This window comes from Rhodococcus sp. MurmanLake-1, assembly GCF_056945715.1.
In genome coordinates this window covers 81,547-102,763 of record NZ_JBWZNF010000002.1, presented here as the reverse complement: position 1 = coordinate 102,763, position 21,217 = coordinate 81,547, and the positions used below count along the sequence as shown (strand labels likewise).

Below are 21,217 nucleotides of genomic sequence, written 5' to 3'. Positions count from 1 at the left end.
TGCCGAACATAACTCGAGCACCGCGCTGTGTACATCGCACTCAGAGGGGACTCATCATGACCGTCGAACAGACTCTCACCGACGACGAACAGCTGGCCGGCCTGGATCTGGAGCAATTGCGCCAGTTGGTCGGCTTGGTCGAGTACGACAGCGATCACGATCCCTTCCCCGTGAGCGGTTGGGACGGCCTCGAATGGATCGTCGGAAATGCCACGCAGACTTCACATTTCTTCCAGTCCGCGTTCGGCATGGAATTGGTGGCCTATTCAGGCCCGTCGACGGGAAACCGCGACCACCACGCGTTTGTACTCAAGAGTGGGGCGGTGCGGTTTGTCGTCAAGGGCGCTGTGGATCCGGCAAGTCCGCTGATCGAACATCACAGCCGTCACGGCGACGGTATCCGCGACATCGCGCTCAGCGTCCCTGACGTGGACAAGTGCATCGCACACGCCATCACCCAAGGCGCGACGGTGTTGAGCGAACCGCACGACATCACCGACGAGCACGGCACCGTTCGCCTGGCCAGCATCGCGACGTACGGCGAGACTCGGCACACCCTCGTCGACCGTTCCCGCTACACCGGCCCTTACCTTCCCGGATACGTTGAACGGACGTCGTCGTACCGCAAGCGTGACGGCGCGCCCAAGCGAATCTTTCAGGCCCTCGACCACGTCGTCGGCAATGTCGAACTCGGCAAGATGGACCAGTGGGTCGACTTCTACAACCGGGTCATGGGATTCACCAACATGGCCGAGTTCGTGGGCGGCGACATAGCCACCGACTACTCCGCGCTGATGAGCAAGGTCGTCTCGAGCGGCAATCACCGAGTCAAGTTCCCACTCAACGAACCTGCCATCGCGAAGAAGCGGTCACAGATCGACGAGTACCTCGAGTTCTACCAAGGTCCCGGCGCTCAGCATCTCGCGCTTGCGACCAACGACATCCTCGGAGCAGTCGATGCTCTGGTCGACGAAGGAATCGAGTTTCTCTCTACTCCTGCTTCGTATTACGAGGATCCCGAATTGCGCGCGCGTATCGGAGAGGTTCGAGTTCCGATCGAGGAATTGCAGAAGCGAGGCATCCTCGTCGACCGCGACGAGGACGGCTATCTTCTTCAGATCTTCACCAAGCCGATCGGAGATCGTCCCACCGTGTTCTTCGAGATCATCGAACGCCACGGCTCACTGGGATTCGGACTGGGAAACTTCAAAGCCCTGTTCGAAGCGATCGAGCGTGAGCAGGCCGCGCGGGGCAACTTCTGAGGTAGGTCAGCTGTTTTCGGTCCACGCCCAGACCACCGCGGGTCGCCCGGTGGCACTGACCCGGACTCGTTCGTCCGTACGTTCCAGCCCTGGCAACGCTTTGAGCGTCCGGTTCAAGTTGCCCGGGTCCGGACGCACACCGGAAAGCTCCTCCGCCACGGCCAGCGCGTACGACGCCGGAAACGACGGACCCAGTAGTGCCCGCGTGAAAGCCTGATCTCGCCACAACAGGGTGTCAGCAAGGATCGGGCGGGTATCGGCGACTATCCGATTGTGGTCGAACGCAAGGTCCCCCGGGTTGTCCCAGCTCACCCATTCGGCCGAACCCGGCACCTCGTCCGACGAGATCACTGCCCACATGGTCACCGAGAGCGTCGGACCGCGGGGGTCGCGATTGGGTTCGTCGAACACGGTCAATTGACCGCTGACGAGGATCTTCTCGTCGGGAATTCCGAGCTTGGTGGTCACGGCTCGCCTGGCGGCCTCCTGCAGCCGCTCACCGGCGCCCAGCAGTACACCGGGCAGCGCCAACTGCCCGGTGTACGGCTCCGCTTGCCGCGGAGTGACGGCAAATCGCAACATCCCGGGTTCCGGATTGCCGAACCGGAGCGCGATGACATCGATCGAGACAAGTGACTGGTCCACACCGTCCATCATGCAGGCACTGGGCATCGCATCTGACGATCGACCCGGTCGGCACCGTTCGCGGTCAGCACTACCGGCGCACCCATTTCCTCGCTCAGATACCGGGCGAAATCCTCCGGGTCGGCCGGAAGTTCCTTCGGCACGACCCCTACGGCTTTCAGGGAATCTGTCAGCGCCTGCTGGTGATCGAGATCCTTCCACTCTCCGACGGGAACGAACGGCAATCCTTCGTACGCGTGCACCCCGTGGATCGGGATGCCTGCAGCCCGCGCGCGATCCATCGCATCGAGATGAGTAAGCGCTAAGCCGTCGACGCCACCGCTCACCTCGATTGCGTAGTGCAACAACAACTCGTCGAGGTGGCCCGTCCGGAATCCGCCTTGATACTCACCCGTCCCGTTGTGCAGCTCGGGCAACACCTTCGCCAGCTCCGGATCCTCCGTCGGGAACGGCCCAGCTCCGTGTCGTGTCATGTAGGTGCGGGTGACGCCGAGTACGTAACTGTCCCGGCCCAACTCGTCGATCATCGCTCGCGCGTTGGACGGCTCGACCGTCGACCACGTGGTGTGTGGGTGAAACCCCCGCCATTCGTCGAGAAGGACACCTTGTGCCCCCTCGAACACCAGACGACCACCGGCACCCAACGCGCCCAGCGCATCCGGGTCGGAGATGTCCACGACGGCACCGAATTCGGCGTACATGTCGACCATGTCGTCGATCGGCGGAAAACCGTGGCGACTCTCCGCGATCAACGGTCCGTAGAATGTGGCCAACGCCGACAACTTACGACGCAAGGACTCAGGTCGCCGGCAGTCTCCCACCGTCGGCGCATCGGCAACTTCGAGCGCATACGCCGCGGTCTCACCGATCCCCTTGCCACACGAGCCGTGTCGGTTACCGCCGCGAGCATCCTCACGGGCCCTGTTGGCGGCCACGTGGATCGGCGTCGTCAACAATGCGCGCGCGTCGATCCGTATCAGGTCGAACGGATTTCGAACTCCGAGCGCTTCCAGTGCACGTGCTTCCCGTGCGAGCGCGATGGGTTCGACCAACACGAATCTCGAGAGAAACGTCGGGACGCCGGACAGCGATCCCGAGCCGAACTGCGAAAACGTGTGGTGGCGCTCGCCGACCGTCACGTTGTGCGCTGCCTGTGCCCCACCGTTGAAGCGGACCACTGCGGCCACATCCAGATCGGCTCGATCGGAGCAAAGCCAATCGACGGTTGCTCCCTTCCCTGCATCTCCGAACCCGAGGTCTACGACGACGATATCGCGGTCTTCGAACGGCTCCATCATGTTCTCCTTCTAGGCGAAATCGACATCGTCCGTGCCAGTTCCGAGATCGCGGGGCAACCCGGCCACCGTCGCGGTGCTGCGCCCTGGAATCAGGGCGAGAGCCTTGCCGACAGTCTCGGCTTCAGCTCTTGAACCGATGGCGCGGAGATCCGCCAGTCCGTCACGCAGGTCGATGCGGTCCTCGCCGATTCCGACCGTCAGCGCGATCAGTTCGCACACCGCGGCGGGATCGTCGAGTTTGACGAAGCGTTCACCGAGCAACGTCTTCCAGTGATCCGCGATTTCCGGATCGTTGAAGTACGACGACTGATCCGGCAGAACGAAGTAGACGTTCCATCTTTCCTCGAGTTCACGGTAGATCGACGGCACCGACACGTCCTGACGTACCTTGTCCCCGATCACCGAACGGATGTGACGAGCCGAGAGCCGCGGCTTGTTCAGCTCGTCGCCGATGATGAAGAGGTAGCCTTTCCTTCCGCGCTTCTCCCAGGCATCCGTACTGGTGTGACGTGCCATGAAATATGCTGCCAATTCATAGCTTTCCGACTTCTGACCACCACCGTTGCCCTCGAGGAAGATGGTCCGAAGCTGCTCGTCCATCGCGTTTCCCGACTCGAACTGGCCGACTTGTAGTGGCACCTGATCGGAATCGGCGTCGCCGACACCACCGAACAGGATCTGCGGATCATCCGCATATCCCTTGCGTTGCAGCAGCCCGTGCAGCTTTCCGAGCTTGTCCTGCATGATTCGAGGAACGGCGCCCATCGAGCCGGTGACATCGAAAAGCACTGCTATCGGGAGAGAATCGGGGTGCCCGTCCGAGTCTCGGCATTCACGCTTGTCGACGCCGAAGGGGTCGAGGGTCGGGTCCGCTTTCCAACTGCTTCGCGGACGCGACCGAAGCGAATCGGTGTAACCGAAATCGTCGACACCGCGTGCGGCACGAAAAGTCTTGCCCGCCAGATAGGTGTTGTCGTCCCAGTATCCGTAGCCCATGACAATCACTGTCCTTTCGTGGATGGAACGGCGAACGGACGAAATGTCCGCTGGCCATAGAGAAGATCGAGGAGTTCGTCGAACTCGCCAAGTAGGTCGACCGCGTCGGGACGCAATCTCGGGTTGTCCTGCATGCAGCCGTCGGCAAACGCCTTCATCCGTTCGTGGGTCTGCTCGCCCAGCATTCGGAGCATCAAATGATGAGCCATGTAGACGTCCCAGGCCGGAGACGCTCCTTCGCCGAGTTCCGGTGGGTACGAATCACGATCGGAACCGATCGTCGCCACCGGGCGGCTGCCCGTACGGGTGGCAAAGGACCAGCCGGCCAGCACCACCCCGTGCCGATCAGGCTCAATCAGCACGTTCTCCGCGGTAATCGCGGTGTGCACCCAACCAGTCGCATGCGCTGCTGCCAGAGCCCGAAGTAGCCGTCGGTGCATCCACGCCCAGTCCCGTGGATCGAGGCCACCTGGATACGCCTCACGGACGTCGGCGAGACTCACAAAACCTTCGGTCAGATCGTCCAACACATCGATCTGACGTCTCGTGCCGCTGCCCACATGGGTGATTCGATCGATCAATCGCGGGAAGTACGAGACTGCCCAACCGGCTTCGCACGAATTCTCGATGTCCGTCAACACATTCCGTTCGGCCTCGATCATCGAGTTCGCCCGAGGGTTTCGCGGAATCTTCAGTACGACACCGGCATCGGACCGGTACAGGTTAGCGACCGAGCCGCGCGCTACCAGTCCACCCAACGTGTACTCGCCCCGCTCGCCGACATAAACGGGTCGAGAATCTGCCGGTTCGAACTCCGCTGCCCAACTGCGGTAAAGCTCGTTCAACCGAGATGTTGCGGCCGAGTATCGCACCCGATCTTCGGGCTTCGCCCGGTCCGGATGGATGGCGGAGGCGAGCCGATGAAAACGACGCTTTGCAGCGCGACGGGTGTCGAGATCGCTGGAGTCTCCCCCGAACACATCGGCCGAAACTCGTGCCGCCTCGACGATTTCAAGTGCCGTGCTGATCGTTTTCATGGTTTTAGTCTAACTGACTAAAACGAAGACGGCAAGAATGCGTATTTCATCCGAGTACATGCGCATCACATCAGGACACGGCAATCACCTGGCGGCACCGAGGGCTGAAACAGCTTTGCGTAGCTCGATCACTGCCGGACTGCTGTCGCCCTCGCGGGTACACAGATCGATCGAACACTGCTCGATGTCGGAAATGCGCACGAAACTGATATCCGAGCGGGTGTAGTACTCGGCAATGGTTGCTGCCGTTATCACCACCGCCCGACCGTTGGCGACAACCTCGAGCGCTTCGTCCATCGTGCGGACCGAGGGACCGTACCGGACGGGTACACCACTCGGGCGCGGGTCCACCGACCACCATTTCACCCATTCGGGTGGTGCGCCGTCACTCGAAACCTGCACAGTCCCATCTATTTCAGAAATTTCGATGCTCGCGCGACCCGCCAGTTGGTGCCCTCGAGGCAGAGCCACCACCCGCGGTTCGACGCCTATCCGTTCGAGCACCACACCGTCGAGCACCGGCAGTGGCGGTCGCACGAATGCCGCGTCGACGGTCGCGCTCGCCACCGCCGAAACCTGTTGGGACCAATCCAACTGGACGAGCTCCACCTCCGCATGCAACGAATCGATCACCGCACGCCCCAAACTCCCGGCAGCCCCGTTGATGAATCCGATCCGCAACCGCCTGGCCCGCCGACGCTCGAGTGCGTCGAGACCGTTCATCGCGCGAACGGCAAACTCGAGAGCGGGCCGCGCATCCGCGACGAACACCTCACCCGCGGCGGTGAGCACCACCGGATGCGAACTGCGATCGACCAACTCGACTCCCACCTGCTCCTCGAGTCGACGAATCTGTTGACTGAGGGCGGGCGCGGTGACGAACAGCCGGTCTGCCGCTCGCCCGAAGTGCCCTTCCGCCACGACGACGAGCAACGAGGACACCAAACGCAGATTCAGATCTTCGCCTCTTCTCGCCTTCTTCATTACCGTCCATTCGGTTGTTTTAGGCCCGCCGCTCGACTTAAAGTGACGACCATCACGGTATCTGAACAGCGGAGTTAAGCAAACTGGCAATTCTCGAACGAAGATCTACATGTACAGCGAATGCCTCGCCAGGTCACAGTTGTCGCAGATCCGGACAGCCCGCCGAATCCGCGAAACCAGGAGATGTGATGAGCAAGTACGAGCACGAATTCGTCCACATGATGGATGGCGTCGAAAAGCAATTGGAAACCATCGACAATCCGCGGCACCAGAAGATCCTCCGTAACTACCGACGCCACGCCTTGCTCGAGGTCTCCGGTCGCTACAAGGAAATCCTCTCGCCGGACATGACCGTCGAAGAACCCGTCTACCGGTTGTTCGAAGACGGTCAGTCGATTGTCCTCGACGGCATGGACGCCGTCACCAACTTCTACCAGTCACTCGCCGAGACGGACACCCTTGTCATGTGGACCGGGAAGTCCGACTTCGCGGTATCGGACAGCGGGTTCTCGGGTGAGACACTCTTCAGTCAATTCGTTCCTGGATCGATCCTCGGAGACGGGGTGTTCGGCGCGGTGCACGAATCGGGCGGATCCACGTCCGCAGCCCCTGAACAGTCGTCGGGCATCGACTCCGACGGTTGGTATCTCGTGCGTCGGACCTTGGCATTCGTCTGGCCGTACGACGAGCAGGGTCGACTCATCGGTGAGCACGTCTACGAAGATTCTGCTTCGAAAGTCGTCACCAAGGTGGATCCGAGCGAGGTCATCACGGCAGCGCGCGCAGCCGAACTGCTTGCCCCACTGCTCGAAACGCACCTGCCGTGAGCGCGCCCGTAGCCATTGTCACGGGCGCAGCGGCCGGGTTAGGCGCCGCTATTGCCGAGCGGCTTGCCGAGGACTTCGGCACCCTGCTACTACTCGACATCGAAGAGGCTGCACTCGCCGACACCGCAGCACGCCTGGAAAGCCTTGGCGTAGCAGTCCACACGGCACGATGCGACGTTCGACGTGAAGGCGACGTCAAGAACGCGTTCGACGTGGCTGCGTCGGTCGGAAGTCCGACTGCGCTCGTCAACGGTGCCGGCATCGGCGTCTTCACGCCGTTCCTCGAGATCACCGAAGACCAGTGGGACAACACCTTTGCAGTGAACACCAAGGGCAGCTTCCTGATGTGCCGCGAATTCGTCAGTAGAACCGAAGGTCCGGCAGCGATCGTCAACATTGCGTCGATCGGTGCCCGCTTGGGCGGTGACATGCTCGCGCACTACGGACCGTCGAAGGCCGCCGTGATCGAGATGAGTCACAGCGTCGCCCGGATCGGCGCGACTCGAGGGCTCCGTTCGAACACGGTCATGCCCGGACTGATCCTCACCGACATGTGGCTGCGAACCATCAAGGAACTGCGTCGGCGCGATCCTGCACTAGCGGGCGTTTCCGATGCTGATGTCTTCGATTCTTTTGTTGCCCAAATGGTTCCGATGGGTCGAGCCCAGACGCCCGGAGACATCGCCGAGATGGTCGCGTTTTTGCTCAGCGACAAGGCTCGCAACGTCACCGGGCAGACGATTGCCGTCGACGGCGGCGCCGTGATGACCTGATCGGGTCGATGGCGGTCAGCCCCAGCGCGACTGACCGCCGTCGAGCGGGATCGTGGCACCCGTCAGGTAACCGGCGTCTTCACTGACGAGGAAGACGACGGCACGACCGATGTCGGTCTCGGGATCTCCGACGCGTCCCAGCGGGATACCCGCGACAAAAGCCGCCGCCTCTTCCGGATTCTTGTCCATCCACCACTGCAACGCGGGGGTCTTGGCGTGCGGGGCGACGTTGAGAACTCGAATGTTGTCCTTGCCCCATTCGCAGGCGGCAGCGCGGGTCAACGAGCGCATGCCTTCCTTGATGGAACCGTAAGCGCCGTAGTTACTGGCATCCCAGCGCACGGCTGCCGAGGTGACCATGTTGATGATGACGCCGCCCCCACGACTGTTCATGTGCGGGTACGACGCCTGCATCATGCGCAGGGTGGCGAGTGGGCCCGTCGCGAAAGAACGCTCGAAGTCTTCGTCCAGCACGCTCAAGAGCGGGCCGGGCTTGCAGTCGTTGGCGTTGTTGACCAGGATGTCGATTCCGCCGAACAGTTCGACGGTACGGTCCACGGCTGCCGTGATGTCGTCCTTCTTGCTGACGTCACAAACCACGGCCTCACCGCGCGCACCGATGTCAGCGAGTAGTCCGCAGGTGGTGTGCAACTTGGATTCGGTGCGACCGGCAACGGCGATCACGGCGCCCTCTTTGGCCAAGGCCAGGGCAATCCCCTGCCCGATTCCCTGACCCGCACCCGTGATGAGTGCAACTTTGCCTTCGAGCTTGCCCATGTGACTACTCCAATGTCTGTCGACGCAGAGGTCCCATTGCGGGAAGGACCGGTCGATTCTGGTGACTGCCGCCGTTTGTCGTCTACACTCGACCTACAAAACAACCAAGCACTTGCTTGACCCTAAGGTGTGCGACCACGTCGCGTCAATCACATTGGGCGGCAATTCAGCTCGGCACCGCACCAGGAAGGCTCCACCGTGACACTGCCCAACCCCGTCGATTTCAGCGGACGCTCGGTGATCGTCACCGGCGGCACCAAAGGCATCGGCTACGTCATCGCCGAAACCTTCCTCGCCGCGGGTGCGAACGTGCTGGTCTGTGGCCGTAACGAGCCCGAAAACCTACCCACCGCCGACGGCCGTAGCGCAGCCTTTCGCGCCACGGACGTCCGCGATCCCGCCGACGCCGCAGCCCTCGTCCAGGATGCCGTCGAGCGCTTCGGCCGTCTGGACGTCCTGGTCAACAACGCCGGCGGCTCCCCCGATGCCGATGCTGCGACGGTGTCACCCCGCTTCGTCGAGAAGATCGTGGCCCTGAACCTGTTGGCACCCTTCAACGTTGCCCAGGCCGCCAACGCAGTGATGCAGACTCAGGACGACGGCGGTGCCATCATCAACATCGGCAGTGTCTCGGCAATCGATCCGCAGCCCGGAACCGCGGCGTACAGCGCAGCCAAGGCCGGCCTCCTCGTTCTGACCAAGGCATTGGCCCTCGAATGGGCGCCGAAGGTCCGGATCAACCACATCACCACCGGCCTGATCCGTACCGAGGCTGCCGCCGAGGTCTACGGCGCCGACGGCGGCGCGGCGGTCACCAGGACCATTCCGATGGAGCGCATGGCCGTCCCGGCCGATATCGCAAACTCCTGCCTGTTCCTGGCGAGCCCACTCTCCTCGTACGTCAACGGCGCCGACATCGCCGTTCACGGCGGCGGTGAGTACCCGGCTCGCTACATGGCGACCCATCAGCACTAAACACAAGCACAGAGCAGCCCCTGAGCGAATCGCTCAGGGGCTGCTTCTTCGTGCAAACAACTGCGGGGCGCGACAAGGGGTCAAGCACCCCGCAGTTGAGTCTGGAGGGACTAGTGAGCGGAGAAGCTCACTCGTGCACCGGAAATCGCTACCTGATCACCCTTGGTGACCTGGAAAGCCAAGTCGTCGGGAGTTCCCCACGCAACGATGGACGGCGACTCACCCGGATGGATCGCCGCAGCGAATCGGCCCTCGAGACTGACAAGATCAGCCGGATGCACTCCGGCGACCCGAGCAAGCTCGAGTGTGCTGGCGGCCAACGTGCACAGCCCGTGCATGATCGGACGCGGCTGGTTGATCCGCGCCGCAGCCTCGGGATCGATGTGGATGTGGTGTTTGTCGCCCAGGAGCCGGTACATCGCCGTCTGGTTCTTCGCTGTGGTCAGCACACCGGTCAGCGAAGGCTCACCGGTCGGCTCCGCCGGACGTGAGGGTCCACGTTCTCCGCCGAATCCACCGGCACCGGGAGCAAAAAGTGACCAGGTCGCGACGAAGTACTCGCATTCCACCTTTACTTCGAACACCGCTGCTGCGCCCTTGTCCCACACCTCGCCGACCGAAGCCTTCAACGTCACCTCACCGCTACGCGGAAGCGGAGCAAGCACTTTCAACTCTTGCGAGCCGTGCAGTGCCGTCGAGGTGTCGAAGGCGCCCGCCGAGCCCAGAGCGTCGGGAGCCCACTGTGCCAGCGTCAGAGCAAAAGTCGGCAGTACCCGAAGCTGATCCTCGAAGACGAGGTCCAGCTCGGTTGACTTGGCGCCCACGGCGAGTGCGTACAAGATCGCGTCGCGCTCGGTGTACGCCACGGTGCGGGTGCCGAGATCGGCTCCGCGCCAATCGCCGGCGGTCTTCGCAGCTTCCGAAGTTGTCACTGTCATTTCCTCTCTTAAACAGCGCCTAGAACGAGACCGCTGGTGGGCACTGCCGTTCCGGCTGTGACCAAGACGTTTTCGACGCCATCGGGCTGATTGGTCGACGTTCCTCGGACCAGTCGCACACCTTCGGCAATTCCGTTGACGCCGTGCAGGTATGCCTCGCCGACCTGACCACCGTGAGTGTTGGACGGCAAGCGTCCACCGATCTCGAGGTTGCCTTCGCGAATGAAGTCCTTGGCTTCGCCTGGCTTGCAGAAGCCCAGTTCTTCGAGCTGCGGAAGCACCAACGGGGTGAAGTGGTCGTACAGAATCGCGGCGTTGATGTCATCAGGGGTCAGGCCGCTCTGGCCGTACAACTGACGAGCAACCAGGCCCATCTCCGGGATACCCGAGATGTCAGGACGGTAGTAGCTGGTCATCATGTGCTGATCCCTGCTACTGCCCTGAGCGGCGCCCTTGATGATGACGGGCTTGTTGGCCAGATCCTTTGCACGCTCGGCAGAGACGATGACCAATGCCTGGCCGCCGTCGGTTTCCTGGCAGCAGTCGAGCAGGTGCAGAGGCTCGGCGATCCAGCGCGAGTTCTGATGGTCCTCGAGTGTGATCGGACGCTCGTAGAACCAGGCAGCCGGGTTGTTGGCGGCATGCTTGCGCGCCACCACTGCAACTCGTCCGAAGTCCTCACTCGTCGCACCGTACTGGTGCATGTAGCGGCGGGCGAACATGGCGACCCACTGAGCGGGAGTCGACAATCCCTGCGGAGTCATCCACGCATATGCCGCGCGATCCGCGGTGCTGTCCATGGGTCGATCGTGCTGCCCAAGGCCGTAGCGCACACCGGAGCGCTCGTTGAAGGCGCGGTAACAAACCACGACGTCGGCAACACCCGTCGCAACGGCCATGGCCGCCTGCTGCACGGTGGCACACGCGGCGCCGCCGCCGTAGTGAATGCGCGAGAAGAACTTCAGCTCGCCGAGGCCACAGTTGCGAGCCACAATGGCTTCGCCGTTCGTCTCCGACGTGTAGGTGGACAGACCGTCGACCTCGGACGGGTCGATACCGGCGTCAGCGAGTGCCGCGACGATGGCCTCACACGCCAACTGCAGTTCGGTGCGGCCGGAGTTCTTGGAGAACTCGGTGGATCCGATGCCGACGATGGCGGCGGTTCCCGAGAGTGGGCTGATCGCCATCAGGGCCTCTCCTCTTCCTTGAAAGCGACTGCGACGGTACCGGATGCATGATTGCCGAGGCTGTTTGCACCCTGCACCTTGACCACGACCACTCCATCTTCCTTGGACACGACCTCACCGGTCATCGTCATGGTGTCACCCGGGTAGTTGGGCGCCCCGAGACGAATGGCGATGCGGCGCAGGGTCGATGCAGATCCGGCCCAGTCCGTGACGTATCGACCGACAAGACCGTTGCTCGTGAGGATGTTCATGAAGACATCCTTGGAGCCGCGCTCCTGGGCCAGGCTCGGATCGTGGTGCACGTCCTGGAAATCGCGGGTGGCGATTGCGGTGGCGACGATCAACGTACGGGTCAACGGGATCGCCAACTCGGGCAATGCCTCTCCGACAACGACGTCTGCGTAACTACGACCGGCAAGAACGGTCATGCGAGCACCTCCACACCGGATGCGAGCTGCGCACCCAGACGCGCGAGATCGGAGCTGGAGCCGCCGAGGGTGGCAGCAATCTGCTTGCCCCACAAGAGGTGACGGTGAACCGGGTAGTCGGTGTCGACGCCCATACCGCCGTGGACATGCGTGGTGCGATGCACGACGCGCTGTCCGCCGTCGGTTGCCCACCACTTGGCGACCAGTACCGAGGTGCCGAGATCCAATCCCTCGGAGATACGCCAGGCGGCCTGCCACAGTGTCACCCTCATCGCTTCGAGATCGATGTAGCAGTCAGCGAGTTGATGATTGACGGCCTGGAAGGTCGCCAGCGGACGGCCGAACTGCTTGCGGCCGTTCAGGTACGTGACAGCCTGCGCGACTGCACCCGAGCCGACACCCCATTGAATTGCGGCCAATGCCAGCTCAACTCGGTCGATCAGCCACGGAACCGTGGTGCCGTCAGCCGCACCGATCAGCTGCGCGGGGGCACCGGCAAAGGTGACGTTGGCACAGATCTCCCAGTTGGTGGACTGCGTCTGTTCGAGCGTCACTCCTTCGGCATTCAGGTCCACAAGCAGCAGTGCCGTACCGGTGGAAGCGGTTGCCGAAACGAGAGCAAGGTTCGCGACGTGAGTCATCGGCACTACTGCCTTCTCACCCGTCACGGTCCAGTTGCCGTCGGCATCCTGCTCGGCCGTGGTCAGTGGGTCGCCGCCCGTGTACGGACCGAACTCTTCGAGACCGACTGTCAGGAATCGACTGCCGTCGGCAACACTCGGAAGGAGCTCGGCACGAAGGGAATCGGAGCCGAATTCATTGACAGCCAATGCCGCAAGGGTCGTTTCCCAGATCGGCACGGCGGCAACGTGACGGCCCTGCTCCTCCAGCAGTGCGTACAGCTCGGACAAGCCGAGTCCGCCGCCGCCGAACTCCTCGGGCAGGGCGATACCGAGCAGGCCGGTGGTCGCGAGTTCGCGCCACAGTTCACGGTCGACGCGCTCGGCGGAGAGTTCGATCTCCTTGGTGCGCTCGATCGTTGCCTTGCTGGTGAAGACCTCGTCGGCCAGTGAGCGAATCGCGTCCTGCTCTTCGCTGAAATTGAAGTCCATCAGTGCTCCTCGCGTACGGCCGGCCGGAACGCGGGAAGCGTCAGATCCGGGTCGGCGTCGATCCAGTCAAGTTCCACGGGCATGTCGACCACGACATCTTCGGGCGCGATACCCACCATGTTGGCGATCAATCGGGTTCCCTCTTCGAGTTCGATTACCGCAACGATGAGCGGGTAGTCGAACGCGTCGATCTTGGGGTGATGATTGACCACGAAGCTGTACACCGTGCCCCGCCCCGACGCGTCGATCGTGTCCCACTCGAGTGACTGGCACTCCCCGCACATCGGGCCGGTGGGATGACGCAACGTCTTGCAGGACGTGCAGCGTTGGATCACCAGACGGTGCTCTTTGGCCGCTTCGAACCAGAAAGCATTGTCCGCGTTGAGAGCCGGACGCGGACGCAATGCGCGCGGAGCCTCCGGAGCCTTGGCTTCCTGCGGCTTGAACCGCAGTGTCCGCCACCGCTGCGTGCCGACAACTTCGTCGTCGCCGTTGCGGTACGTCTTGAGCGTCGTCACGAAGTGTCCGACGCCGAGGCCGGTCTTCTTTTCCGGGGAAATCGACTCGATGACCTCGGTGTAGTTCACGCGATCGCCTGGGCACAGTTCGGCGAAGAACTCCTGATCGGAATCGGTGGCCACGACGGAGCTGTAGCCGGCTGCGTCGAGGGTGGCGATCAGATCGGTCCACACCTGCGACGGGTCGTTGCCCGCCATCTTGTCGGTGAACGTCCGCATGATCCAGACCTGGAGCATCTGAGCGGGAGCGACGACGCCGTCACGGCCGGTGGCGCGGGCAGCGTCGTCGTCGAGGTAAACGGGGTTGGTATCGCCCATGGTCTCGGCCCAATGCCGGATCATGGGGATGTTGACCTCGTCTGGCCCCCAGGTTGTGGGAACAAGCGTCTGGCCGACAAAAGCGTCGAGTTGCGCCGAATTGTCGCTCACTTGACCCTCTTTTCGCGAACGAGTCCCAAGCCGATGGTGCCGACCATGTCACGCAGAACCTCGTTGACGCCGCCGCCGAAGGTGTTCACGACACCCTGACGCGAGATCTGCTCGATCTGACCGGCAAGCAAAGCGCCCGGAGACTCGGGGCGGATGCGTCCGGCGGAGCCGAGAATTCCGAGCAGGGTGCGGTAGACGTCGACGTGAGTCTCGGTCCCGTACGTCTTGGTAGCGCCGGCGTCGGCTCCGGAGAGCGTGTCCTGTGCGACGGCTGCCGTCATCTTCCAGTTCAGCAGGCGCATGGCCTCGAGCTTGGCGTGTGTACGAGCGAAGTCCTGCTGCACCCACGGGATGTTGATGGCACCGTTTTCCTTGGCCCAGTCCAGAACCAGGTTCCACAGACCGTAAGTGCGACCACCGATGGCCGCCAAGCCGATTCGCTCGTGATTGAGCTGAGCCGTGATGAGCTGCCAGCCGCCGTTGACCTCGCCGACAACGTCCTTCGACGGAACACGAATGCCGGAGTAGTACGTCGACGTCACCATCAAACCGCCGACGGTGTTGATCGGTGACCACTCGAAGCCTGCGTCCTCCGTGGGGACGATCAGGATCGAGATGCCCTTGTGCTTGGGGGCGTCCGCGTCGGTGCGGCAGGCCAGCCACACGTAGTCGGCAGTGTTTGCGCCACTGGTGAAGATCTTGTTGCCGTCGACGATCCACTCGTCACCGTCGAGAACCGCACGAGTCTTGAGTGATGCGAGGTCGGTGCCGGCCTCGGGCTCGGTGTAGCCGATGGCGAAGACGATGTCGCCGGCAAGAATGCCGGGCAGGAATCGTTCCTTCTGCTCTTCGGTGCCGTACTTCATCAACGTCGGTCCGACGGTATTGACCGTCACGAAAGGGAACGGCAGACCCGCGCGCTGAACCTCGTCGAAGAACACGAATTGCTCTTCGATGGAGCGTCCCTGGCCACCGAATTCCTTGGGCCAGCCGATGCCGAGCCAGCCGTCCTTACCCAGCAACTTCACGATCTCGCGGAAGTACTCGCCGCCCACACCTTGCTCGCCGGCCGCGCGACGCTTCTCTTCCGGCAGCAGCGCCGCGAAGTACGCGCGCAACTCCTTGCGGAGCTCCTGCTGCTCGGGCGATTCCCTCAGATCCATCGCTGTTTCTCCTATGGCATTCATGGCTGGCAACTCTTGGTCTGGACGCTAACCAGATGCCCAGGTGGGCGCTGTGAATGTCTCGTTGAGCGGGAAGCCGAAACATGAGCGGCGTCACATAGGGTGAGATATGCGCATGGACTCCTCGGATCGCGTCGCTCTCACCGACTTGGCCGCCAGGTATGCACAGGCCGTCGACCGCCGAAACACCACCGCGCTTGCGGCTCTCTTCACTGACGACGTGGCATTCGTCTTGCCGCCGGCATTGAACGGAACGGATGCGCCGACGGAGATACGTGGGAACACCGTCGTCAGTAGTTCGGTGGTCGATGCCGTCTCACATCTGCACTCGACCCGGCACATTGTCGAGCAGCAGATCCTCGACCTCGACAGCCCCACCACCGCGCACGGTGAGGCCTACTGCTCCGCGCACCACATCTATCCGCGGGGCGAGGGCCACCGGGACAACCGGATCGAGATTCGTTATCAGGACAGCTTCGAAAAGGTCGACGGCACCTGGTTGTTCTCGCGTCGCGAATTGGTAGTCGATTTTGCCGAGGACGTTCCGGTCATCCTGCTCGGACAATAGGTACAGGAAAAAATCGCGGTGATTCTGTATCTCCTCACGGGAGGTTTACCGGGCTAGCGTTCAGCAACTGTCACGCCATCTCGGCGTGACGTTCGGCTATGTCTTGGAGATTCACATGTCACGCTCGCGCACCAGAAGATTCCTCGCTGCCTTCGCAGTGGCCGCCGTCGCAGTCGGAACCGTCGCAGCGTGCTCGAGCGACAACTCTTCCGATGAGAACGCGCCCCTTCGCATCGTCGCTTCTTCGGTTCCGCACGCCGAGATCTTGAAGTTCGTCGAAGAAAAGGGCCTGCTCGGCGACACCAAGATCGAGGTCAGCGAGATCACCGGCGACCTCGACGCCAACGAGGTGCTCGAAGCGGGCGACACCGACGCCAACTTCTTCCAGCACGTGCCGTACCAGGAATCGTGGTCGAAGGAAAAGGGTGTCGACGACCTGGTCGCCGTCGCGAAGGTCCACGTCGAGCCCCTCGGTGCATATTCCAAGAAGGTCACCAACCTGGCCGACCTGCGCCAGGGCGCAACGGTCGCTTTGTCCAACAACGTGACGAACTTCGCCCGTGGGCTGTACCTGCTGCAGCAGGCCGGTTTGATCAAGCTCGATCAGCAGTTGGGCGCCCCCGGCACCGACATCACGCAGATCAGCGAGAAGAACATCATCGACAACCCCAAGGGACTCACGTTCACCCAGGTCGATCCCCCGCAGCTTCCGCGCACTCTCGACGACGGAAATGTCGATCTCGCAATCATCAACGGCAACTACGCAATCGAAGGCGGCCTCAATCCCGCCAAGGACGCACTGGTGCTCGAGAAGGCCGAGGGCAACCCGTACGCCAACGTCCTGACGGTTCGCACCTCCCTCGAAAACGATGCGCGAGTGCAGAAGTTGGCCGAGGCATTGACGTCCACCGACGTCGCGACGTTCATCGAGCAGACCTACCAGGGCTCGGTCATTCCGGCCAGCGCTACCTGATCGAGACCCGTCATGGTCTTCTCGATCGAATCGGTCTCCAAGGAATACGGCAGCGGCACAAAAGTTCTGCATGCACTCGATTCCGTGTCCCTGAAAATCGAAGACGGCGAGATCTTCGGCATCATCGGCAAGAGCGGCGCCGGTAAATCGACTCTGCTGCGCTGCCTCAACCTGCTCGAACGCCCGACCAGTGGCCGGATTCTGTTGGGTGACACCGATCTGACCGCGTTGAGCCCGGCGCAGTTGCGCGATGCACGCAAGCGGATCGGTGTCGTGTTCCAGCATTTCAACCTGCTGCACTCCCGCTCGGTCGCCGCCAACATCGCCTTTCCTCTCGAAGTGGCGGGGTACTCGCGGGCAGATCGCCGTGCCCGCGTCGACGAGCTGATCGAGTTGGTCGGCCTGGAAGACCGACGTGACGCCTTCCCTTCGCAACTGTCCGGCGGACAGAAACAACGGGTCGGGATCGCGAGGGCCTTGGCGGCTTCTCCCGATGTCCTCCTGTGCGACGAAGCCACGAGCGCCCTCGACTCGGATACGACCGATTCGATCCTCGACCTGCTCGCCGACCTCAATCGACGTCTGGGTGTGACCATCGTTCTGATCACCCACGAGCTCAACGTGGTTCGACGGATCTGTCACCGCGCCGCCCTGATCGACCAGGGACGCATCGTCGACGAGGGAACGCTCACCGAACTGGTTGCGGACCCGGACTCACCCCTCGGCGAGGCGCTACTGCCGACCGGAACGGTGCGAACGTCCCCGACCGGAATTCCGGCACTCCTCACCTTTGTCGATTCGCTGTCGACCTCGCCCGTGATTTCCCAACTCTCGCGTGATCTCGATGTCGACGTCACCGTGATCTCCGGCGGTATCGAGGACATCGGAGCCCATCAGGTCGGCCGCCTTCGCGTGGAGTTCGCCTCGCACACCGGACTCGCCAACGACGAAGAGACAAGAAAGTCTGTCGAAGAACATCTTTCGCAGCGCGGAGTGAAGGTGACGTTCTCATGAACAAGACGTCCTGGCAGGATTCCCTGGGCGAAGCATGGGAAGCCCTACTCGACACGCTCTACATGGTCGGCGTCTCGTTCGTGCTCACCGTGATCATCGGTATCGCCCTCGGCGTTCTGTTGCACGCGAGCGCGCCCGACGGAATCCGTCCGAACCGCGTTCTCAATTCGGTACTGGGCACCGTGGTGAACATCGGCCGTTCGCTGCCGTTCGTCATTTTGTTGGTCCTCCTCATCCCGGCGACGCGGGCGATCGTCGGAACAGCGCTCGGGGCGACGGCAGCGATCGTCCCGCTGACCATCGGCTCGGTGCCCTTCTTCGCTCGCGTCGTCGAGAACGCACTGCGTGAGGTCGATTCCGGACGCGTCGAAGCAGCACGATCCATGGGCGCCACCGACAAGGACATCATCGTCAAAGTGCTACTGCCCGAATCAGTTCCGGGATTGGTAGCCGGAGCAACCCTGACGGCGGTGATGCTGATCGGTTTCTCGGCCATGGCAGGCGCCATCGGCGCCGGCGGTCTCGGCGACTTCGCGATCAAGTACGGCTACCAACGATTCAACACCCCTGTGTTGTTCGTCGCTGTCGTGATCTTGATCGTGTTGGTTCAAGCAATCCAGTCGACCGGCGATCTCGTAGTTCGTTCGATGGCACACAAGCGGTAACCGATCAGCTCGACACCATCGCGATCGCAGTTCGCAGGCCGCGCCGCTTACCGGTCTGCGGATCGACGCCGAAGACTTCCTTGATTCCGCCGCGGATGCGGAACTTCAACTCCGAGTGCGTCTCCGGAGCATCGTCCTGGGACGCGGAGAGAAACCTGTTGGGCAGCGACAACTTCCAGATGGTCCTCAGCGTCAATCCGTACTGCTTCCACAGCGGCCCGGTGGTGTACGGGAGGTCGTACTTGTCACACAAGTCCCGCAGCGGCACCGCGATTTCCGAGTACCGATTGCTCGGCAGGTCAGGGAAGCAGTGATGCTCGATCTGGTAGCAGAGGTTGCCGCTCATGAAGGCCATGACGGGGCCGGCATGAAAGTTGGCGGACCCCAGCATCTGTCGTAAGTACCACTGAGCGCGGGATTCGTTCTCGAATTCCTCGAGCGTGAACTTCTCGGCACCGTCGGGGAAGTGCCCGCAGAAGATGACGGCGTAACTCCAATAGTTGCGGATGAGATTTGCAACGGCGTTGGCCGTCAACGTGGTCTTCCACGCCGGGCCGGTCAGGGCGGGGAACAGGATGTAATCCTTCGCCACCTGACGCGCGATCTTCTTTCCGACGTCCTTGGCCATCTCCGATTTCTCGGACCACTTCACCTCGCCCTTGCGAAGCTTGTCGGTCTCGAGGTGATGCAGTGCGACGCCCCACTCGAAGAGGGTCGCCAGCACGAAATTCGTGATCGGTTGGAAGAGATAGTCGGCGTGCCACTTCTGATCGCGCGTGACGCGCATGATGCCGTAGCCGACATCGTTGTCGAGGCCGACGATGTTGGTGAACTTGTGATGAGTGAAGTTGTGCGAGTGCTTCCATCCCGAGGACGGGCAGGTGTTGTCCCACTCCCAGTTGCTCGAGTGAATCTCGGGATCGTTCATCCAGTCCCACTGACCGTGGATGATGTTGTGGCCGAGTTCCATGTTCTCGATGATCTTGCCGACCCCCAGCAGCGCAGTCCCCAGAATCCAGGCAGGCTTCTTCTTGCTGGCGAACAAGACGATGCGGCCGGCCACCATCAGAGAGCGTTGAAACGCGATCGTCCGCTGGATGTATCGAGCATCGTGCGCGCCGCGCTTCTCCTCGATGTCGAGCCGAATGGCGTCCAACTCGCGCCCGAGCGCTTCGACGTCTTCCTCGGTGAGATGGGCATATTCCTTGATGTCGGTGATCGCCACAGTGTTTCTCCGTATCGGTTTTCTCCGTGCCGCAGGACTGGTCCGTCGGGCGGTACCCCTGGGAGCCGGTGCGGAAACGTCAGCCCCGATATTCATGTGCGTCTTCACGCAATCTATGCCAAAGTCGATATACGTGAGCCCCGAAAACAAGATCACCATCCGCACCGCTACCGAGAGCGACTGGCCGGCTCTCCAACTACTCGACTCGGTGGGGTTCGGTTTTCACCCGTCTCCCGCGGTCAGCGAACTGACGAAGGCGCTCTACAAGCCCGAGGACATCATCCTCGCCGTCGACGGTGACCTACCCGTCGGCGTGGCCATCGAAATCGACATGGAATTCACCGTGCCCGGCGGACGCCAACTCCCCACGCGCGGAATCACCTGGGTATCCGTCGCACCGACTCACCGTCGCCGTGGCGTCCTACGCTCGATGTTCACTGCACTTCACGCCCACATCGAGTCGACCGGAGCACCACTTGCCGCCCTGACGGCCAGCGAGGCCGGCATCTACAACCGCTTCGGATACGGCCCGGCCACCTTCAGCGAGGGCATCACCCTCGATCGCCGCTTCGCGCGGTTCCGCCCCGAGGTGCCCGACAACGGTGGCGTGTCGATCGTCGACGTCAAAGCTGCCTCGACGCTTCTACCCGAGATCTACGACCGCTGGCGACTGCTGACACCCGGCGCTCAATTGCGTCCGCAACCGCTCTGGGACCACATGTTCGCCGACCCGTCCGAGGATCGTGACGGCGCCTCCGGACTGTTCTTTCTGACACACGCGGACGGATACATCGCTTACCGGCACACGAGCGAGGGCCGCGACAGCATCGCCCGGATCGACGAGTTCGTGACGATCACCGAAGACGCGCACGCGGCGCTGTGGCGCACGATCTGCGGCCTCGACCTCGTCACCCGGATCGAGACACGCCAACATCCTGCCGATCCACTCCGGCTGATGCTGACGGACTACCGCCTTGCCCGAACGACGACGCGCTCCGATCGACTGTGGCTGCGCATCATGGACGTGCCCGCGGCTCTCGAGGCTCGCGAATATGCTGCTGACCTGGACACCGTCATCAAGGTCGAAGATCCGTTCCTGAAGGCCGGCGGAACTTTTGCACTTCAGGTCAAGGGTGGCAAGGCCACCTGTACGGCCACTGACGCGGAGCCCGCGATCACGATGCCCTCTGATGTCCTGAGCAGCTTGTACCTGGGCGAGCACCAAGCCAAGACCTTCGCGGCGGCGCACCGACTCCACGCGTCCGATCCGCGGGAGATCCGGAATTTCGACTTCGCTTTCAACGCAGAGAAGCCCGCAATTCTCGGGTACGGATTCTGATGATCTTGCCGACACGGGCATCGACGATTTGTGCCGTCGGTCGTATTCAGGGTTAGCCTCGAA

The 21,217-nt window shown here is 62.3% G+C and carries 22 protein-coding genes; 9 read left to right on the top strand and 13 right to left on the bottom strand.

The annotated features are described in order from the left end of the window. The first annotated feature begins 56 nt into the window (after positions 1 to 56). Positions 57 to 1,262, top strand: a complete 1,206-nt coding sequence (hppD, locus tag AC2ETI_RS06800; protein ID WP_019745286.1) for a 4-hydroxyphenylpyruvate dioxygenase — start codon at positions 57 to 59, stop codon at positions 1,260 to 1,262. Between the two features lie 6 nt (positions 1,263 to 1,268). Here the strand turns inward: hppD and AC2ETI_RS06795 are convergent, their stop codons facing one another. The 5 genes from AC2ETI_RS06795 to AC2ETI_RS06775 all read right to left on the bottom strand — a co-directional run bounded on the left by AC2ETI_RS06795 (position 1,269) and on the right by AC2ETI_RS06775 (position 6,222). Further along, entirely contained in the window at positions 1,269 to 1,919 is a 651-nt protein-coding gene (locus tag AC2ETI_RS06795) for an NUDIX hydrolase (RefSeq protein WP_483633700.1), read from the bottom strand. After that, complete coding sequence (locus AC2ETI_RS06790) at positions 1,916 to 3,205, bottom strand: adenylosuccinate synthetase (protein ID WP_483633699.1); 1,290 nt, start codon at positions 3,203 to 3,205, stop codon at positions 1,916 to 1,918. Before AC2ETI_RS06790 ends, AC2ETI_RS06795 begins: the two co-directional genes overlap by 4 nt. A gap of 9 nt (positions 3,206 to 3,214) precedes the next feature. Then, the gene (locus tag AC2ETI_RS06785; protein ID WP_483633698.1) at positions 3,215 to 4,201 is read right to left on the bottom strand and encodes a hypothetical protein; all 987 of its coding nucleotides are present in this window, start codon (positions 4,199 to 4,201) and stop codon (positions 3,215 to 3,217) included. A gap of 5 nt (positions 4,202 to 4,206) precedes the next feature. Next, complete coding sequence (locus AC2ETI_RS06780) at positions 4,207 to 5,238, bottom strand: hypothetical protein (RefSeq protein WP_134999033.1); 1,032 nt, start codon at positions 5,236 to 5,238, stop codon at positions 4,207 to 4,209. 84 nt (positions 5,239 to 5,322) lie between these two features. Next, a complete protein-coding gene (locus AC2ETI_RS06775) occupies positions 5,323 to 6,222 on the bottom strand; it encodes a LysR family transcriptional regulator (RefSeq protein WP_020970785.1) in 900 nt (299 codons plus the stop codon). Positions 6,223 to 6,410: 188 nt separating this feature from the next. On the opposite strand from AC2ETI_RS06775, the gene AC2ETI_RS06770 reads away from it, so the two are divergent. Both AC2ETI_RS06770 and AC2ETI_RS06765 read left to right on the top strand, forming a co-directional pair. Further along, positions 6,411 to 7,049, top strand: coding sequence for a hypothetical protein (locus tag AC2ETI_RS06770; RefSeq protein ID WP_021345538.1), 639 nt, complete (start codon positions 6,411 to 6,413; stop codon positions 7,047 to 7,049). Continuing rightward, positions 7,046 to 7,822 (top strand): SDR family NAD(P)-dependent oxidoreductase, encoded by a 777-nt coding sequence (locus AC2ETI_RS06765; protein WP_483633697.1) that lies wholly within the window; start codon positions 7,046 to 7,048, stop codon positions 7,820 to 7,822. The genes AC2ETI_RS06770 and AC2ETI_RS06765 overlap by 4 nt, the downstream gene beginning before the upstream one ends. 15 nt (positions 7,823 to 7,837) lie before the next feature. On the opposite strand, the gene AC2ETI_RS06760 is transcribed toward AC2ETI_RS06765, so the two are convergent. Further along, positions 7,838 to 8,599 carry an SDR family NAD(P)-dependent oxidoreductase gene (locus AC2ETI_RS06760; RefSeq protein WP_020909130.1) on the bottom strand — a complete coding sequence of 254 codons (762 nt, stop codon included), beginning with the start codon at positions 8,597 to 8,599 and terminating at the stop codon, positions 7,838 to 7,840. Between the two features lie 198 nt (positions 8,600 to 8,797). Here AC2ETI_RS06760 and AC2ETI_RS06755 point away from each other — a divergent pair, with 198 nt between their 5' ends. Continuing rightward, the gene (locus AC2ETI_RS06755; protein ID WP_483633696.1) at positions 8,798 to 9,574 is read left to right on the top strand and encodes an SDR family oxidoreductase; all 777 of its coding nucleotides are present in this window, start codon (positions 8,798 to 8,800) and stop codon (positions 9,572 to 9,574) included. 110 nt (positions 9,575 to 9,684) lie between these two features. Here the strand turns inward: AC2ETI_RS06755 and AC2ETI_RS06750 are convergent, their stop codons facing one another. Genes AC2ETI_RS06750 through AC2ETI_RS06725 form a run of 6 tightly spaced genes read right to left on the bottom strand, consistent with a single transcriptional unit; the run spans position 9,685 to position 15,349 of the window. Next, positions 9,685 to 10,506: a MaoC/PaaZ C-terminal domain-containing protein gene (locus AC2ETI_RS06750; protein ID WP_483633695.1), complete on the bottom strand. Its 822-nt coding sequence runs from the start codon at positions 10,504 to 10,506 to the stop codon at positions 9,685 to 9,687. 14 nt (positions 10,507 to 10,520) lie between these two features. Further along, entirely contained in the window at positions 10,521 to 11,699 is a 1,179-nt protein-coding gene (locus AC2ETI_RS06745) for a lipid-transfer protein (RefSeq protein WP_483633694.1), read from the bottom strand. Beyond that, the gene (locus AC2ETI_RS06740; RefSeq protein ID WP_003940399.1) at positions 11,699 to 12,127 is read right to left on the bottom strand and encodes a MaoC family dehydratase; all 429 of its coding nucleotides are present in this window, start codon (positions 12,125 to 12,127) and stop codon (positions 11,699 to 11,701) included. Before AC2ETI_RS06740 ends, AC2ETI_RS06745 begins: the two co-directional genes overlap by 1 nt. Further along, on the bottom strand, positions 12,124 to 13,239 hold the full coding sequence (locus AC2ETI_RS06735; protein ID WP_483633693.1) for an acyl-CoA dehydrogenase family protein: 1,116 nt from the start codon (positions 13,237 to 13,239) through the stop codon (positions 12,124 to 12,126). Before AC2ETI_RS06735 ends, AC2ETI_RS06740 begins: the two co-directional genes overlap by 4 nt. Further along, on the bottom strand, positions 13,239 to 14,186 hold the full coding sequence (locus AC2ETI_RS06730) for a bifunctional MaoC family dehydratase N-terminal/OB-fold nucleic acid binding domain-containing protein (protein WP_483633692.1): 948 nt from the start codon (positions 14,184 to 14,186) through the stop codon (positions 13,239 to 13,241). The genes AC2ETI_RS06735 and AC2ETI_RS06730 overlap by 1 nt, the downstream gene beginning before the upstream one ends. Continuing rightward, on the bottom strand, positions 14,183 to 15,349 hold the full coding sequence (locus AC2ETI_RS06725; RefSeq protein WP_020970792.1) for an acyl-CoA dehydrogenase family protein: 1,167 nt from the start codon (positions 15,347 to 15,349) through the stop codon (positions 14,183 to 14,185). Before AC2ETI_RS06725 ends, AC2ETI_RS06730 begins: the two co-directional genes overlap by 4 nt. A gap of 130 nt (positions 15,350 to 15,479) precedes the next feature. On the opposite strand from AC2ETI_RS06725, the gene AC2ETI_RS06720 reads away from it, so the two are divergent. From AC2ETI_RS06720 to AC2ETI_RS06705, 4 genes are all read left to right on the top strand, one after another. Continuing rightward, positions 15,480 to 15,938 (top strand): nuclear transport factor 2 family protein, encoded by a 459-nt coding sequence (locus tag AC2ETI_RS06720; protein ID WP_019745302.1) that lies wholly within the window; start codon positions 15,480 to 15,482, stop codon positions 15,936 to 15,938. A 115-nt stretch (positions 15,939 to 16,053) separates the two neighbouring features. Then, entirely contained in the window at positions 16,054 to 16,911 is an 858-nt protein-coding gene (locus tag AC2ETI_RS06715) for a MetQ/NlpA family ABC transporter substrate-binding protein (protein ID WP_029256255.1), read from the top strand. Between the two features lie 12 nt (positions 16,912 to 16,923). Next, entirely contained in the window at positions 16,924 to 17,925 is a 1,002-nt protein-coding gene (locus tag AC2ETI_RS06710; RefSeq protein ID WP_020970795.1) for a methionine ABC transporter ATP-binding protein, read from the top strand. Beyond that, positions 17,922 to 18,590 carry a methionine ABC transporter permease gene (locus tag AC2ETI_RS06705; RefSeq protein ID WP_021345548.1) on the top strand — a complete coding sequence of 223 codons (669 nt, stop codon included), beginning with the start codon at positions 17,922 to 17,924 and terminating at the stop codon, positions 18,588 to 18,590. Before AC2ETI_RS06710 ends, AC2ETI_RS06705 begins: the two co-directional genes overlap by 4 nt. A gap of 4 nt (positions 18,591 to 18,594) precedes the next feature. Here the strand turns inward: AC2ETI_RS06705 and AC2ETI_RS06700 are convergent, their stop codons facing one another. Further along, complete coding sequence (locus tag AC2ETI_RS06700) at positions 18,595 to 19,815, bottom strand: fatty acid desaturase family protein (protein ID WP_003939858.1); 1,221 nt, start codon at positions 19,813 to 19,815, stop codon at positions 18,595 to 18,597. A 133-nt stretch (positions 19,816 to 19,948) separates the two neighbouring features. Here AC2ETI_RS06700 and AC2ETI_RS06695 point away from each other — a divergent pair, with 133 nt between their 5' ends. Continuing rightward, positions 19,949 to 21,154: an enhanced intracellular survival protein Eis gene (locus AC2ETI_RS06695; RefSeq protein WP_029537021.1), complete on the top strand. Its 1,206-nt coding sequence runs from the start codon at positions 19,949 to 19,951 to the stop codon at positions 21,152 to 21,154. Positions 21,155 to 21,217: the final 63 nt, after the last annotated feature.

What these genes read in the sequence shown, in the direction of transcription:
- hppD (WP_019745286.1), top strand. Translation starts at nt 57, where the DNA reads ATGACCGTCGAACAGACTCTCACCGACGACGAACAGCTGGCCGGCCTG.
- AC2ETI_RS06795 (WP_483633700.1), bottom strand. Translation starts at nt 1,919, where the DNA reads ATGATGGACGGTGTGGACCAGTCACTTGTCTCGATCGATGTCATCGCG.
- AC2ETI_RS06790 (WP_483633699.1), bottom strand. Translation starts at nt 3,205, where the DNA reads ATGATGGAGCCGTTCGAAGACCGCGATATCGTCGTCGTAGACCTCGGG.
- AC2ETI_RS06785 (WP_483633698.1), bottom strand. Translation starts at nt 4,201, where the DNA reads ATGGGCTACGGATACTGGGACGACAACACCTATCTGGCGGGCAAGACT.
- AC2ETI_RS06780 (WP_134999033.1), bottom strand. Translation starts at nt 5,238, where the DNA reads ATGAAAACGATCAGCACGGCACTTGAAATCGTCGAGGCGGCACGAGTT.
- AC2ETI_RS06775 (WP_020970785.1), bottom strand. Translation starts at nt 6,222, where the DNA reads ATGAAGAAGGCGAGAAGAGGCGAAGATCTGAATCTGCGTTTGGTGTCC.
- AC2ETI_RS06770 (WP_021345538.1), top strand. Translation starts at nt 6,411, where the DNA reads ATGAGCAAGTACGAGCACGAATTCGTCCACATGATGGATGGCGTCGAA.
- AC2ETI_RS06760 (WP_020909130.1), bottom strand. Translation starts at nt 8,599, where the DNA reads ATGGGCAAGCTCGAAGGCAAAGTTGCACTCATCACGGGTGCGGGTCAG.
- AC2ETI_RS06745 (WP_483633694.1), bottom strand. Translation starts at nt 11,699, where the DNA reads ATGGCGATCAGCCCACTCTCGGGAACCGCCGCCATCGTCGGCATCGGA.
- AC2ETI_RS06740 (WP_003940399.1), bottom strand. Translation starts at nt 12,127, where the DNA reads ATGACCGTTCTTGCCGGTCGTAGTTACGCAGACGTCGTTGTCGGAGAG.
- AC2ETI_RS06735 (WP_483633693.1), bottom strand. Translation starts at nt 13,239, where the DNA reads ATGGACTTCAATTTCAGCGAAGAGCAGGACGCGATTCGCTCACTGGCC.
- AC2ETI_RS06725 (WP_020970792.1), bottom strand. Translation starts at nt 15,349, where the DNA reads ATGGATCTGAGGGAATCGCCCGAGCAGCAGGAGCTCCGCAAGGAGTTG.
- AC2ETI_RS06720 (WP_019745302.1), top strand. Translation starts at nt 15,480, where the DNA reads ATGCGCATGGACTCCTCGGATCGCGTCGCTCTCACCGACTTGGCCGCC.
- AC2ETI_RS06715 (WP_029256255.1), top strand. Translation starts at nt 16,054, where the DNA reads ATGTCACGCTCGCGCACCAGAAGATTCCTCGCTGCCTTCGCAGTGGCC.
- AC2ETI_RS06710 (WP_020970795.1), top strand. Translation starts at nt 16,924, where the DNA reads ATGGTCTTCTCGATCGAATCGGTCTCCAAGGAATACGGCAGCGGCACA.
- AC2ETI_RS06705 (WP_021345548.1), top strand. Translation starts at nt 17,922, where the DNA reads ATGAACAAGACGTCCTGGCAGGATTCCCTGGGCGAAGCATGGGAAGCC.